General features: G+C 72.5%; 14 protein-coding genes. 4 read left to right on the top strand and 10 right to left on the bottom strand.

Translation table 11 applies throughout. The features are described from left to right. Positions 1-43: 43 nt before the first annotated feature. The 8 genes from hisF to hisD are packed head-to-tail and all read right to left on the bottom strand — an operon-like array spanning position 44 to position 5,777. Complete coding sequence (gene hisF / locus EAO72_RS14925; RefSeq protein ID WP_148017772.1) at positions 44-799, bottom strand: imidazole glycerol phosphate synthase subunit HisF; 756 nt, start codon at positions 797-799, stop codon at positions 44-46. Beyond that, entirely contained in the window at positions 799-1,194 is a 396-nt protein-coding gene (locus tag EAO72_RS14920; protein ID WP_148017771.1) for a RidA family protein, read from the bottom strand. Before EAO72_RS14920 ends, hisF begins: the two co-directional genes overlap by 1 nt. Further along, entirely contained in the window at positions 1,191-1,916 is a 726-nt protein-coding gene (priA, locus tag EAO72_RS14915; protein ID WP_148017770.1) for a bifunctional 1-(5-phosphoribosyl)-5-((5-phosphoribosylamino)methylideneamino)imidazole-4-carboxamide isomerase/phosphoribosylanthranilate isomerase PriA, read from the bottom strand. Before priA ends, EAO72_RS14920 begins: the two co-directional genes overlap by 4 nt. After that, complete coding sequence (hisH, locus tag EAO72_RS14910; RefSeq protein ID WP_148017769.1) at positions 1,916-2,557, bottom strand: imidazole glycerol phosphate synthase subunit HisH; 642 nt, start codon at positions 2,555-2,557, stop codon at positions 1,916-1,918. The genes priA and hisH overlap by 1 nt, the downstream gene beginning before the upstream one ends. A gap of 10 nt (positions 2,558-2,567) precedes the next feature. Continuing rightward, entirely contained in the window at positions 2,568-2,735 is a 168-nt protein-coding gene (locus EAO72_RS41945) for a hypothetical protein (protein WP_168713658.1), read from the bottom strand. Beyond that, complete coding sequence (hisB, locus tag EAO72_RS14905) at positions 2,732-3,334, bottom strand: imidazoleglycerol-phosphate dehydratase HisB (protein WP_148017768.1); 603 nt, start codon at positions 3,332-3,334, stop codon at positions 2,732-2,734. Before hisB ends, EAO72_RS41945 begins: the two co-directional genes overlap by 4 nt. Next, positions 3,331-4,458 carry a histidinol-phosphate transaminase gene (locus tag EAO72_RS14900; RefSeq protein ID WP_148017767.1) on the bottom strand — a complete coding sequence of 376 codons (1,128 nt, stop codon included), beginning with the start codon at positions 4,456-4,458 and terminating at the stop codon, positions 3,331-3,333. The genes hisB and EAO72_RS14900 overlap by 4 nt, the downstream gene beginning before the upstream one ends. Next, positions 4,455-5,777 (bottom strand): histidinol dehydrogenase, encoded by a 1,323-nt coding sequence (gene hisD / locus EAO72_RS14895; protein ID WP_148017766.1) that lies wholly within the window; start codon positions 5,775-5,777, stop codon positions 4,455-4,457. Before hisD ends, EAO72_RS14900 begins: the two co-directional genes overlap by 4 nt. Positions 5,778-5,931: 154 nt before the next feature. On the opposite strand from hisD, the gene EAO72_RS14890 reads away from it, so the two are divergent. From EAO72_RS14890 to ybaK, 4 genes are all read left to right on the top strand, one after another. Further along, positions 5,932-7,533 carry an oxidoreductase gene (locus tag EAO72_RS14890; RefSeq protein WP_148017765.1) on the top strand — a complete coding sequence of 534 codons (1,602 nt, stop codon included), beginning with the start codon at positions 5,932-5,934 and terminating at the stop codon, positions 7,531-7,533. A gap of 246 nt (positions 7,534-7,779) precedes the next feature. After that, positions 7,780-8,817, top strand: coding sequence for a hypothetical protein (locus tag EAO72_RS14885; RefSeq protein ID WP_148017764.1), 1,038 nt, complete (start codon positions 7,780-7,782; stop codon positions 8,815-8,817). A gap of 5 nt (positions 8,818-8,822) precedes the next feature. After that, on the top strand, positions 8,823-9,566 hold the full coding sequence (locus EAO72_RS14880; RefSeq protein ID WP_148017763.1) for an LON peptidase substrate-binding domain-containing protein: 744 nt from the start codon (positions 8,823-8,825) through the stop codon (positions 9,564-9,566). A gap of 22 nt (positions 9,567-9,588) precedes the next feature. After that, positions 9,589-10,092, top strand: a complete 504-nt coding sequence (gene ybaK / locus EAO72_RS14875; RefSeq protein WP_148017762.1) for a Cys-tRNA(Pro) deacylase — start codon at positions 9,589-9,591, stop codon at positions 10,090-10,092. A 282-nt stretch (positions 10,093-10,374) separates the two neighbouring features. Here ybaK and EAO72_RS14870 read toward each other — a convergent pair whose 3' ends face one another. Beyond that, positions 10,375-11,082 carry an ABC transporter permease gene (locus tag EAO72_RS14870; RefSeq protein ID WP_148017761.1) on the bottom strand — a complete coding sequence of 236 codons (708 nt, stop codon included), beginning with the start codon at positions 11,080-11,082 and terminating at the stop codon, positions 10,375-10,377. A gap of 34 nt (positions 11,083-11,116) precedes the next feature. Further along, positions 11,117-11,965: an ABC transporter permease gene (locus tag EAO72_RS14865; RefSeq protein ID WP_148017760.1), complete on the bottom strand. Its 849-nt coding sequence runs from the start codon at positions 11,963-11,965 to the stop codon at positions 11,117-11,119. Positions 11,966-12,054: the final 89 nt, after the last annotated feature.

The following is a 12,054-nucleotide window of genomic DNA, read 5'->3' as shown; positions in this document are numbered from 1 at the left end:
GCAACTTCACCGGTCTTCACGGCCGGTGCTCCCCCGCACGTCCTCAGCGGACCGGGTGCCCTGCCTCCCGCAGAGCGCCCTTGACCTCGGAGATCCGCAGATCGCCGAAGTGGAAGACGGAGGCCGCGAGTACCGCGTCCGCTCCCGCGTCGATGGCGGGTGCGAAGTCCGCGAGCCGGCCCGCGCCGCCGGAGGCGATGACGGGAACGCTCACGTGCTTGCGCACGGCCGCGATCATCTCGGTGTCGTAGCCGTCCTTCGTGCCGTCGGCGTCCATCGAGTTGAGCAGGATCTCGCCGGCGCCGAGCTCGGCGGCCCGGTGCGCCCACTCGACGGCGTCGACGCCGGTGCCCTTGCGGCCGCCGTGCGTGGTGACCTCGAAGGTGCCGGCAGGCGTACGCCGCGCGTCCACGGAGAGCACCAGGACCTGGCGCCCGAAGCGCTCGGCGATCTCCCGGATCAGCTCCGGCCGGGCGATGGCCGCGGTGTTGACGCCGACCTTGTCGGCGCCGGCCCGCAGGAGTTTGTCGACGTCGTCCGGGGTACGGACGCCGCCGCCGACGGTGAGCGGGATGAAGACCTGCTCGGCGGTGCGGCGCACCACGTCGTAGGTGGTCTCCCGGTCGCCGCTGGACGCGGTGATGTCCAGGAAGGTCAGCTCGTCGGCGCCCTCGGCGTCGTACAGCTTCGCCATCTCGACGGGGTCACCGGCGTCGCGCAGGTTCTGGAAGTTGACGCCCTTGACGACCCGGCCCTTGTCCACGTCGAGGCAGGGGATGACACGTACGGCGAGCGTCATCACGCACCTGCCCGGTAGGCCTCGACCTCGACCTCGACGACCAGGCTGGGGTCGACGAAGCCGGACACGATGATCATGGTGGCGACGGGGCGCACCGCGTCGAACAGCTCCTTGTGGGCGCGGCCGACCTCGTCGGTGTCCCGGGCGTGCGTGACGTACATCCGGGTACGGACGACGTCCTCGCGGCCGAGTCCCACCTGCTTCAGCGCCTCGAAGGCGACCTCGAAGGAGGTGACGGCCTGCTCGTAGGGGCTGCCCGCGGAGATCTGGCCGTTCACCACCGACGTGCAGCCGGCCACGAGCACCAGCCCGTTGGAGAGTTCGACCGCCCGGGAGTAGCCGAACTTCTCCTCCCAGGGGGCGCCGGAGGAGACGCGCTTGACGGAGTCGCTCATACGGAGACCGCCTCCAGCGCCTCTTCGAGGGTGAACGCCTTCGCGTACAGCGCCTTGCCGACGATCGCACCCTCGACGCCCGCCGGGACGAGCGAGGCGATGGCCCGCAGGTCGTCGAGCGAGGAGACGCCGCCGGAGGCGACGACGGGCTTGTCCGTGGCCGCGCACACGTTCTTCAGGAGTTCCAGGTTGGGGCCCTGGAGCGTGCCGTCCTTGGCGATGTCGGTGACGACGTAGCGGGCGCAGCCCTCGGAGTCGAGGCGGGCGAGCGTCTCGTACAGGTCGCCGCCGTCGCGGGTCCAGCCGCGGCCGCGCAGCGTGGTGCCGCGGACGTCGAGGCCGACCGCGATCTTGTCGCCGTGCTCGGCGATGACCTTGGCGACCCACTCGGGGGTCTCCAGCGCGGCGGTGCCGAGGTTGACGCGGCGGCAGCCGGTGGCGAGGGCGGCGGCGAGCGTCGCGTCGTCGCGGATGCCGCCGGAGAGCTCGACCTTGATGTCCATGGCGCCGGCCACCTCGGCGATGAGCGCCCGGTTGTCACCGGTGCCGAAGGCGGCGTCCAGGTCGACGAGGTGCAGCCACTCGGCGCCGGAGCGCTGCCAGGCGAGTGCGGCCTGGAGCGGGGAGCCGTAGGAGGTCTCGGAGCCGGACTCGCCGTGCACCAGGCGGACCGCCTGGCCGTCGCGGACGTCAACGGCGGGGAGCAGTTCAAGCTTCGGCATTACAGCGTCTCGATCCAGTTGGTCAGCAGCTGGGCGCCGGCGTCGCCGGACTTCTCGGGGTGGAACTGGGTGGCCCACAGCGCGCCGTTCTCCACGGCCGCGACGAACCGTTCGCCGTGCGTGGCCCAGGTGACCTTGGGTGCACGGATCTTGGCGTTGGTGACTTCGAGGGACCAGTCGTGCGCCGCGTACGAGTGCACGAAGTAGTACCGGGCCTCGGCGTCCAGTCCGGCGAACAGCCGGGAGTCCTCGGGCGATTCGACGGTGTTCCATCCCATGTGCGGGACGACGTCGGCCTTGAGCGGGCCGATGGTGCCGGGCCACTCGTCGAGGCCCTCGGTCTCGACTCCGTGCTCGATGCCGCGCTCGAAGAGGATCTGCATGCCGACGCAGATGCCCATGACGGGGCGTCCGCCGGAGAGCCTGCGTCCGATGATCCATTCGCCGCGGGCCTTCTTCAGGCCCTCCATGCAGGCGGAGAACGCGCCGACGCCGGGCACGAGCAGCCCGTCGGCGTTCATCGCCGTGTCGAAGTCGCGGGTGATCTCGACGTCGGCGCCGACATGGGCGAGGGCGCGCTCGGCGGACCGGACGTTGCCGAAGCCGTAGTCGAAGACGACGACCTTCTTCTTCGTATCCACGTGTGCTCCCTCAGTCCCAGAGGCCCTGGATCCGCATGACGCCCGCTACGAGGCACATCACGGAGGCGATCCCGAGCAGCACGATGACGCCCTTGGGCATGCCCTGCTTCGAGAAGGAGTAGACCCCGCCGGCCAGGAAGAGGCCGACCAGGATCAGGACGGTGTTGAGGCCGGTCACAGGGCGCCCTTCGTGGAGGGGAGGATGCCGGCCGCGCGCGTGTCGTGCTCACTGGCGTAGCGAAGGGCCCGGGCGAGCGCCTTGAACTGGCACTCCACGATGTGGTGGGCGTTGCGCCCGTACGGGACGTGGACGTGCAGGGCGATCTGCGCCTGGGCGACGAAGGACTCCAGGATGTGCCGGGTCATCGTCGTGTCGTACGCGCCGATCATCGGCGCCATGTTCTCGGGCTCGGTGTGCACCAGGTACGGGCGGCCGGAGAGGTCGACGGTGACCTGGGCGAGCGACTCGTCCAGCGGGACGGTGCAGTTGCCGAAGCGGTAGATGCCGACCTTGTCTCCGAGGGCCTGCCTGAACGCGGCGCCGAGGGCGAGCGCGGTGTCCTCGATGGTGTGGTGCGAGTCGATGTGCAGGTCGCCGTCGGTCTTGACCGTGAGGTCGAAGAGCCCGTGGCGGCCGAGCTGGTCGAGCATGTGGTCGTAGAAGCCGACGCCGGTCGCGACGTCGACCTTGCCGCTGCCGTCGAGGTTGATCTCGACGAGCACGGAGGTTTCCTTGGTGGTCCGCTCCACTCTTCCTACGCGGGCCTCGCGAGTCATGCGTCGTGCTCCTTCTTCAGTTCGCGTACCGCATCGAGGAACGCGTCGTTCTCTGCCGGGGTCCCTGCGGAGACCCGCAGCCATCCCGGTACGCCGTTGTCCCGGACCAGGACGCCCCGGTCGAGGATGTGCCGCCAGGCGGTGTGGCTGTCGGCGAACCTGCCGAACTGGACGAAGTTGGCGTCCGAGTCGGTGACGTCGAAGCCCTGGGCCCGCAGCTCGGTGACGATCCGGTCGCGTTCGCTCTTGAGCTGCGCGACGTACCCGAGGAGCGTATCGGTGTGCTCCAGGGCGGCGAGCGCGGTGGCCTGGGTGACGGAGGACAGGTGGTACGGCAGCCGCACCAGCTGGAGCGCGTCGACGACGGCCGGGTCCGCGGCGAGGTAGCCCAGGCGCAGTCCGGCGGCGCCGAACGCCTTCGACATGGTGCGGGAGAGCACCAGGTGGCGGCGGCCGTCGATCAGCGGGAGCAGCGAGGCGTGGTGGCTGAACTCGCCGTACGCCTCGTCGACCACGACCATCGACGGCTTGGCCGCCTGCGCGGCGTCGTACAGCGCGAGGACGGTCTCGGCGTCCACGGCGGTGCCGGTGGGGTTGTTGGGCGAGGTGATGAAGACGACGTCGGGGCGCTCCCGCGCGATGACGGCGCGGGCCGCGTCGACGTCGATGGTGAAGTCCTCGTTGCGCGGGCCGGAGATCCAGCCGGTGCCGGTGCCGCGGGCGATGAGGGCGTGCATCGAGTACGAGGGCTCGAAGCCGATCGCGGTGCGGCCGGGCCCGCCGAAGGTCTGCAGCAGCTGCTGGAGGACCTCGTTGGAGCCGTTGGCCGCCCACACGTGGGCGCGGGTGACCTCGTGCCCGGCGGTGCGGGTGAGGTAGCGGGCGAGCTCGGTGCGGAGCTCGACGGCGTCCCGGTCGGGGTAGCGGTTGAGGTCGCGGGCGGCCTCGCGGACCCGTTCGGCGATCCGGTCGACGAGTGCGTCGGGGAGCGGGTACGGGTTCTCGTTGGTGTTCAGCCGGACCGGTACGTCGAGCTGCGGCGCCCCGTACGGGGACTGGCCGCGCAGTTCGTCGCGGATCGGGAGCTCGTCCCAGGCGTTCAGGGGGGTGTCGCTGTGAGTCACTGCTGTGGGACCTTCCAACCGAACCTGGCCTTGAGCGCGGCGCCGTGGGCGGGGAGGTCCTCCGCCTCGGCGAGGGTCACCACGTGGTGGGTGACCTCGGCGAGCGCGTCGCGCGTGTAGTCGACGATGTGGATGCCGCGCAGGAAGGACTGCACGGACAGGCCCGAGGAGTGGCAGGCGCAGCCGCCGGTGGGCAGGACGTGGTTGGAGCCGGCGCAGTAGTCGCCGAGGGAGACGGGCGACCAGGGGCCGACGAAGACCGCTCCGGCGTTGCGGACGCGGCCGGCGACGGCCGCGGCGTCCGCGGTCTGGATCTCCAGGTGCTCCGCGGCGTACGCGTCGACGACCTTGAGGCCGTCCTCCAGGTCGTTGACCAGGACGATCGCGGACTGGCGGCCGGCCAGCGCGGGCTCGATCCGGTCGGTGATGTGCTTGGTCGCGGCGACCTGCGGCTTCAGCTCGGCCTCGGTGGCGGCGGCGAGCTCCTCGGAGTCGGTGACCAGGACGGCGGCGGCCATCGGGTCGTGCTCGGCCTGGCTGATCAGGTCGGCGGCGACGTGCACCGGGTCGGCGGTGGCGTCGGCGAGGATCGCGATCTCGGTGGGGCCGGCCTCGGCGTCGATGCCGATGCGGCCCTTGAGGAGGCGCTTGGCAGCGGCGACGTAGATGTTGCCGGGGCCGGTGACCAGGTTGACGGGCAGGCAGTCCTCGGTGCCGTACGCGAACATGGCGATGGCCTGGGAGCCGCCGGCGGCGTAGACCTCGTCCACCCCGAGCAGGGCACAGGCGGCCAGGATCGTGGGGTGCGGCAGTCCGCCGAACTCCTTCTGCGGCGGGGAGGCGACGGCGACGCCCTCGACGCCCGCTTCCTGGGCGGGGACCACGTTCATCACGACGGACGACGGATAGACCGAACGCCCGCCCGGCACGTAGAGCCCGACGCGCTCGACCGGCACCCACTTCTCCGTGACGGTGCCACCGGGGACGACCTGGGTGGTGTGGGTGGTGCGGCGCTGCTCGCGGTGGACGAGACGGGCGCGGCGGATCGACTCCTCCAGGGCGGCGCGCACGGCGGGGTCGAGCCGCTCCAGTGCGCCGGTGATCGCGTCGGCCGGGACGCGGATCGAGCCGAGCCGCACCCCGTCGAGTTTCTCCCCCCAGTCGATCACTGCCGCCGAGCCACGATGGCGTACGTCCTCGCAGATGGGCCGCACCGTCTCCAGGGCGGCTTCCACGTCGAACTCGGCACGGGGCAGCAGGTCGCGCAGGGCGCCGCCCTCGGGGAGGGCATCGCCGCGCAGATCGATTCGAGAGATCACACCGCAATTCTCGCAGACCGCCCCGGACGCCCGGACGCCCGTATCACTGGCTGATACATGTCCCCGGTGTGACGGCTGACTATGAGCGTTCAGCCGGTCACTCAGAGGGAATAAGGGGATTACCGATTTACGGCTCCGAACGGAGGGAGCGTCGGTGACCGAACCGCACGACGGGGAGTTTCCGGAGGGCCTCAGCGCCGCAGAGCTGGGCATGTGGCAGTCCTTCAGGACCGGAACCACTTACGACCTGCGCGCCCGTGACGGGGTGCGCGACGATCCCTTCGCCCCACATGTCTGGGGCCCCGAACGCAGCGTGGCGGCCCGGGTCGTCGCCCGGCTGCTGCTGAGCGGTCCACCGGCCCGGCCGGGCCGGGTGGCGGCGCTGAAGCTCCGGGGGCTGCTGATCACGGGCAGGCTCGATCTGGCGGGCGGGCGCGTCGATCCGTACGTGGAGATGACGGGCTGCCGCTTCGAGGAGGAGGTGCTGCTGCCCGAGTGCCACTTCACGACGCTGCGGCTGGTCGGGTGTGCGATCCCCCGGCTGGAGGCGGCCCGGCTGCGCACCGAGGGCGACCTCCACCTGCCGCGCTGCCGGGTGGAGCGCGGCATCCGGCTCACGGACGCCCAGATCGGCACGGACCTGCTGATCAGCCAGATCGACATCGGCCCCGACCGGCAGGGGCGGGCCCTGATCGGAGACGGGCTCACGGTCGCCCAGGACCTTCAGGCCGAGATGATCGAGACGCTCGGCGAGCTGAGCCTGCGCGGGGCGAAGGTGGGCGGTTCGCTGAGTCTGCGCGGAAGCCGGCTGCGGGCGACGCAGGGCCGCCGGGCGCTGAACGCCCCGCAGCTGAGTGTGGAGCGGACGCTGTACATGAGCGAGGCCTGGGTCAGCGTGGACACGGGCAACCTGGGCACCACTCCCCCGTACGGCATCGCCAACTCCCCGACACCGGCCCGCGGCACCCGTCCGCAGGTCTTCCGGTGCCGGGGCGGGGTGCGGCTGGACGACGGGCGCTTCGGTGACGCGGTCGATCTGCACAAGGCCGTCTTCGTGCTGGCCGGCCACGAGGAGCTTTCGCTGCGCCGCATAGTCGCTCCGGAACTGCGCTTCAATCCGGAGCGCCCGGCGCAGGGACGGGTGGTGCTCAACGGGGCGAAGGTCGTCACCCTGATCGACGTGTCGACCAGCTGGCCGGGCCCGGGCGGACTGGCCATGGGCGGTTTCGTGTACGAGAACCTCGTCCCGTACGGGCACTTCCCGCTCTCCCGCCGTCTGGAGTGGGTGGCGGCGGCTACCCCCGAGTACGTGCCGGAGCCGTACGAGCGGCTGGCCGCCGTGCTCCGGAGCAGCGGGGAGGACGCGGACGCCCGCGAGGTGCTGCTCGCCAAGCAGCGGCGCCGGCGCGAGACGCTGCCACCGGCCGCGAAGCTCTGGGGCTTCGTCCAGGACTGGACGGTGGCGTACGGCTACCGGCCGGGGCGGGCCGCGGTCTGGATGGCGGTGCTGTGGGCGGCGGGCACGGTGGCCTTCTCGCGGTACGAGCCGGCCTCGCTCAAGGGCAGCGAGCACCCCGAGTGGAACCCCGCGCTGTACGCGCTGGATCTGCTGGTGCCGGTGATCGACCTCGGCCAGGACGGCTACTGGCGGATGGAGGGCGACTGGCAGTGGATCGCGGCGGCCCTCGTCATGCTCGGATGGATACTGGCCACCACCGTCGCGGCCGGCGCCTCACGGCTGCTGCGCCGCGGCTGACCGGGGCGCGCGGCCCGCCGGACGGCCTCGCGGGCCGCGCGCCGTGTGCTGGCGGGCCCGACGGGGCCCGAACGGATGCGCTCGGGCATCGGACGCACCATCGACCGTTCTCACCCGGAACAACAGGAACAGGCCAGATTCCGCGATTTCCTTTACTCTTTCTTGGCTCCGGTCAGGGCAACCCATCCACTCGGCACCAAAGCTTCACAGCGTCCCTCTGGCGCCCGCCCCGACCAGCGCTTTTCAATGGTCTGCACCATGCCTTTCCTCCGCGCTCTGCTCCGTACCGCGCGCGTGATCCGGCACACCCCGGACCTGTCCGCCGGGTTGCCCGCGGACCATGCGGTGATGCTCGACGCCCCCGACGAGCGGCTCTCGCCCGCGCTGGTGGCCGCCGCCCTCGGGGAGTACGAACCGGCGGCGAAGCTGTTGGCGACGACCCGGGACGCCGCCGAATGGGAGAGCCGGGACCGCTATCTGAACCGGCTCGTCGCCTTCGCCCGCAATCGCGACGGCTGGCTCCGCGGCTGGCTGGCCGCCGCCCCGCGCGACTGCGACGCGGTTCTCGTCAAGGCCCAGCTCGCGGTCGAGCGGGCCTGGGAGTCGCCGGCCCGCGCCGAGCAGCTGCGCGCGGTCGGGCCGATGATCACGGCAGCCGCGGAGGGCGATCCGCGCGATCCGGTGCCCTGGCGCCTCGCGCTGGACCACGCCCGCGGCACGCATGCCACGCACACGACGTTCGAGGCGCTGTGGGAGCAGGCACTCCAGCGCTCCACGCACCACTACGGCTGCCATGTCGCCGCCCTCCAGTACCTCTCCGCCGCCTGGTACGGCTCGCACCGCGAGTGCTTCGACTTCGCCGAGCGCGCCGCCGAGGACTCGCTGCCCAGCTCCCTGGTGCAGGCGCTGCCGCTGCGGGCCGCCTTCGCGGTACTGACCGAAGGCCCGGGCGCCGGTTTCACCTCGGTGCAGGAGGAACGGATCGACGCCGCGGCGGATCTGGCGATCTCGCTGTCCGGCGCGTTCGCACCGGGCGACCCATGGCCGGCCGAGGTCCGCAATCTGCTCGTGTACGTGCTGGTGGCGCGGGGCCGCTGGGGCGAGGCGCTGGAACAGTTCCGGCAGATCGGACCCCACGCGGCGTCGTTCCCGTGGGCCTCCGTGTCCGACGATCCGCTCGGCAGTTTCCTCGACGCACGGGACGGAGTACGGCTCAAGGTGGCCTCCCGGACGCCGCTCGGCCACCGGGCCGACCGGGGGCGGGCCCGCGGCCATTACGCTTGACCGTTGTGACCACCGCTCGCCTGCCTCTGTTCCCGCTGAACGCGGTGCTGTTTCCCGGCCTTGTGCTGCCGCTGAACGTCTTCGAGGAGCGTTATCGCGCCATGATGCGCGAGCTGCTGAAGACCGATGAGGACGAACCGCGCCGTTTCGCCGTGGTCGCGATCCGCGACGGCCGCGAGACCGCTCCGACGGGTTCGGGCATGCCGGACGCCATGACGGTGCGCGTCGAGCGCGGTCCGGGGGACGGCTTCGGCCCCGACCCGGTCCAGACGTTCCACCGGGTCGGCTGTATCGCCGACGCGGCGAAGATCCGGGAGCGTTCGGACGGCAGCTTCGAGGTCCTGGCGACCGGCACCAGCCGCGTGCGGATCCTGTCCGTGGACGCGAGCGGCCCGTTCCTCACCGCCGAGCTCGAAGAGCTGGACGAGGATCCGGGCGAGGAGGCGGAAACACTCGCCGAGGGCGTCCTGCGGGCCTTCCGCAGCTACCAGAAGCGGCTGGCGGGGGCGAGCGAGCGTTCGCTGACCACGGGCGCGGACCTGCCCGGCGAGCCGTCGGTCGTCTCGTACCTGGTGGCCGCCGCCGCGGTCCTCGACGTCCCCGCCAAGCAGCGGCTGCTCCAGGCCCCGGACACCGCGACCCGGCTCCGCGAGGAGCTGGCCCTCCTGCGCTCCGAGACCGCCGTCATCCGCCACCTCCCGTCGCTGCCGGCCGTGGAACTCACCCGCGCCCCGACCCACCCCAACTGAGCGAGCGGAGGGCCACTCCCCCGTGGCGAAGAAGCCGAAGAAGCAGCCCCAGTCCGGCGGCACCCCCGCGACGGTCGCGCTGACCGCGGCGGGCGCGGAGTTCACCGTGCACGCGTACGAGCACGACCCCGCGGCGGCCTCCTACGGCGAGGAGGCGGCCGAGGCGCTCGGCGTCTCCCCCGACCGGGTGTTCAAAACCCTGGTGGCCGACGTGGACGGCCGGCTGACGGTCGCCGTCGTCCCCGTGGCGGGCTCCCTGGACCTCAAGGCCCTGGCCACGGCGGCAGGCGGCAAGCGCGCCACCATGGCGGACCCGGCGGCGGCGGAGCGCACCACGGGGTACGTCCGGGGCGGCATCTCGCCCCTGGGCCAGCGCAAGCGGCTGCCCACGGTGCTGGACGCGTCGGCGCGGTCCCACCCCACGATCTGCGTATCGGCGGGCCGCCGCGGCCTGGAGGTCGAACTGTCCCCCACGGACCTGGCCACCCTGACGAACGCGGTCTTCGCCCCGATCGGCCGGAACTAGCCCCTCCGGGAGGGACCGGCCCCCACCGCACCCGTTCCGTTCCGGGAGGGACCGGCCCCCACCGCACCCGTTCCGTCCTCAAACGCCGGACGGGCTGGATGTGCGGGCGACATCCAGGACCGGGGCGAATTCCAGGGGCCGGGGCGATTTCCAGGGCCGTGGGCAAATTCCAGGGCCGTGGGCAAACTCCAGCCCGTCCGGCGTTTGAGGACCGGGGTCCGGGGCGGAGCCCCGGTYAMGGGAAGGGGCGGGTAGGGGAACACCCCCGCGCRGCGGCCCCGCTCACGCCGACGGACCGGGCTGCGGCGGCCCTTCCTCGGGCGAGGACGAGGGCGCGGGCGCAGGCCCGGACACCCCCCCGTACACCCCCCACTCCGGCTCCGGATCCCGAGGCCCGAACACCGCCGTCAACCCCAGATGCACGGCCATCGCCGCCAGCGACCACGCCAGCAACGCCCCCTTCGCGTGCAGCTCCAGCGGCGCGTCGAAGATCACGCCCTTGCCGACCTCACGCGCGTGCGCGACCACGTCGTCGGTCGGTCCCAGCCGGGTACCGAGCTGCCACGCCACGAGCGAGCCGAGTACGCCGCCCACCGCGAGCGCCACCACGAGGGCGATCCCGCCCTTCCGGTGGAACCAGAAGGCCAGCCCCGCCGACACCGCTCCGAAGGCCAGCGCGAGCAGTGCGAACGTGCCGTCGGCGCCGATCGCCTCCTCGCCCTCGCTGTCGCTGAGGAAGACGGCCGTGTCGTCGGAGACCAGCGGAACGCGCGGCGCGAGCCACAGCCAGAGCAGCCCGAGCGCGAGTCCGGCGACCGTCACGGCGACGGCGACCAGCGCCGCCCGGCGCAGTTCCGTACGGAGTTCCCCCTCCTCCGGCGACCGCAACAGGCTTCCGAGGTGGGAGCCGCCGGAACCGCCCCCTTCCGGCGGCTTCTGCCACGGGTCGTGGGGCGAGGGCTGGTGCGGCGGCGTCAGAGGTGCTGTCACCGTGCCATCGTGCCAGGCGTCCCTGTGGCGCGCCTCACCGGACCGCTGCCCTGCGGTAGGCCCAGGTCGCCACGGCGAGCGAGAGGACGCCCACGACGGCGCAGACGGCGAGGTCGAGGGCGACGACGGCCCAGTCGGGGTGGGCGTCGAAGGACCGGGAGAGCGCCTCGACCCCGTACGTGGAGGGCAGCAGGTCGCGCGCCCAGCCGATCGGCTCCGGCAGCCGGGCCGCGGGCAGCACGCCCAGCAGCAGCGCCGCGGACATGCCGAGCTGTCCCAGCAGCGTCGCGAGCTCCTGCCGCGGCGCGAGCAGCCCGAGGGCGGCACCGAGCCCGGCGAGGGCCGCCCCGGAGAGCGGGATGACGGCGACGAGCACCCACAGGTGGGTCATCGGCAGCCCGAACAGCACGCTGCCGGTCACGGCCGTCACGATCGTGCCGGGCACGGTGAAGGAGGCGTACGCCCCGGCCGCGCCGAGCACCACCGCGGCGGGCGGCACCGGCAGGGTGGCGTAGTGGTCGAGTCCGCCGCCGGCCCGCAGCTGCCCGAAGTACTGGGCCAGCAGGTTCAGCGCGACGAAGGCGACCACCAGCACACTGGAACCGGCCACGACGGCGCGGGCCTCGGAGCCGCCGTCCACGACCCCGCGCATCAGGACCATGATCCCGACGGACTGGAAGGTCGCCACGAAGAGCAGCGGAATGCGGGCGACCCGGGCCCGGGACAGCTGGGCCCGGTAGACCGCGGCGAGCGAGGGAAAGAGCCGGGCGCGCGGCGCCAGCGGCGCGGGCGAGGAGCCCGGTGCGCCGTCGTCACCGGCCGGACCGGACGGGCGACCCGGCGCACGTCCGGCCACCGCTTCCGCAGGAACGATGCTCGTCACCTGGCGCTGCTCCTGTTCGGTCCCTGCCCGGCCGCGCACCCGCGCCGGTCCGTTTCGGCCACTGTGGCCACCGCGCTGATCCGGCATCG

It is taken from the genome of Streptomyces sp. OR43 (genome assembly GCF_008042275.1).
Lineage (GTDB): Bacteria > Actinomycetota > Actinomycetes > Streptomycetales > Streptomycetaceae > Streptomyces.
Note: the sequence above shows the minus strand (reverse complement) of the source record. Positions and strands in the feature narration are given on the sequence as shown.

What these genes read in the sequence shown, in the direction of transcription:
- hisF (WP_148017772.1), bottom strand. Translation starts at nt 799, where the DNA reads ATGACGCTCGCCGTACGTGTCATCCCCTGCCTCGACGTGGACAAGGGC.
- EAO72_RS14920 (WP_148017771.1), bottom strand. Translation starts at nt 1,194, where the DNA reads ATGAGCGACTCCGTCAAGCGCGTCTCCTCCGGCGCCCCCTGGGAGGAG.
- priA (WP_148017770.1), bottom strand. Translation starts at nt 1,916, where the DNA reads ATGCCGAAGCTTGAACTGCTCCCCGCCGTTGACGTCCGCGACGGCCAG.
- hisB (WP_148017768.1), bottom strand. Translation starts at nt 3,334, where the DNA reads ATGACTCGCGAGGCCCGCGTAGGAAGAGTGGAGCGGACCACCAAGGAA.
- EAO72_RS14885 (WP_148017764.1), top strand. Translation starts at nt 7,780, where the DNA reads ATGGTCTGCACCATGCCTTTCCTCCGCGCTCTGCTCCGTACCGCGCGC.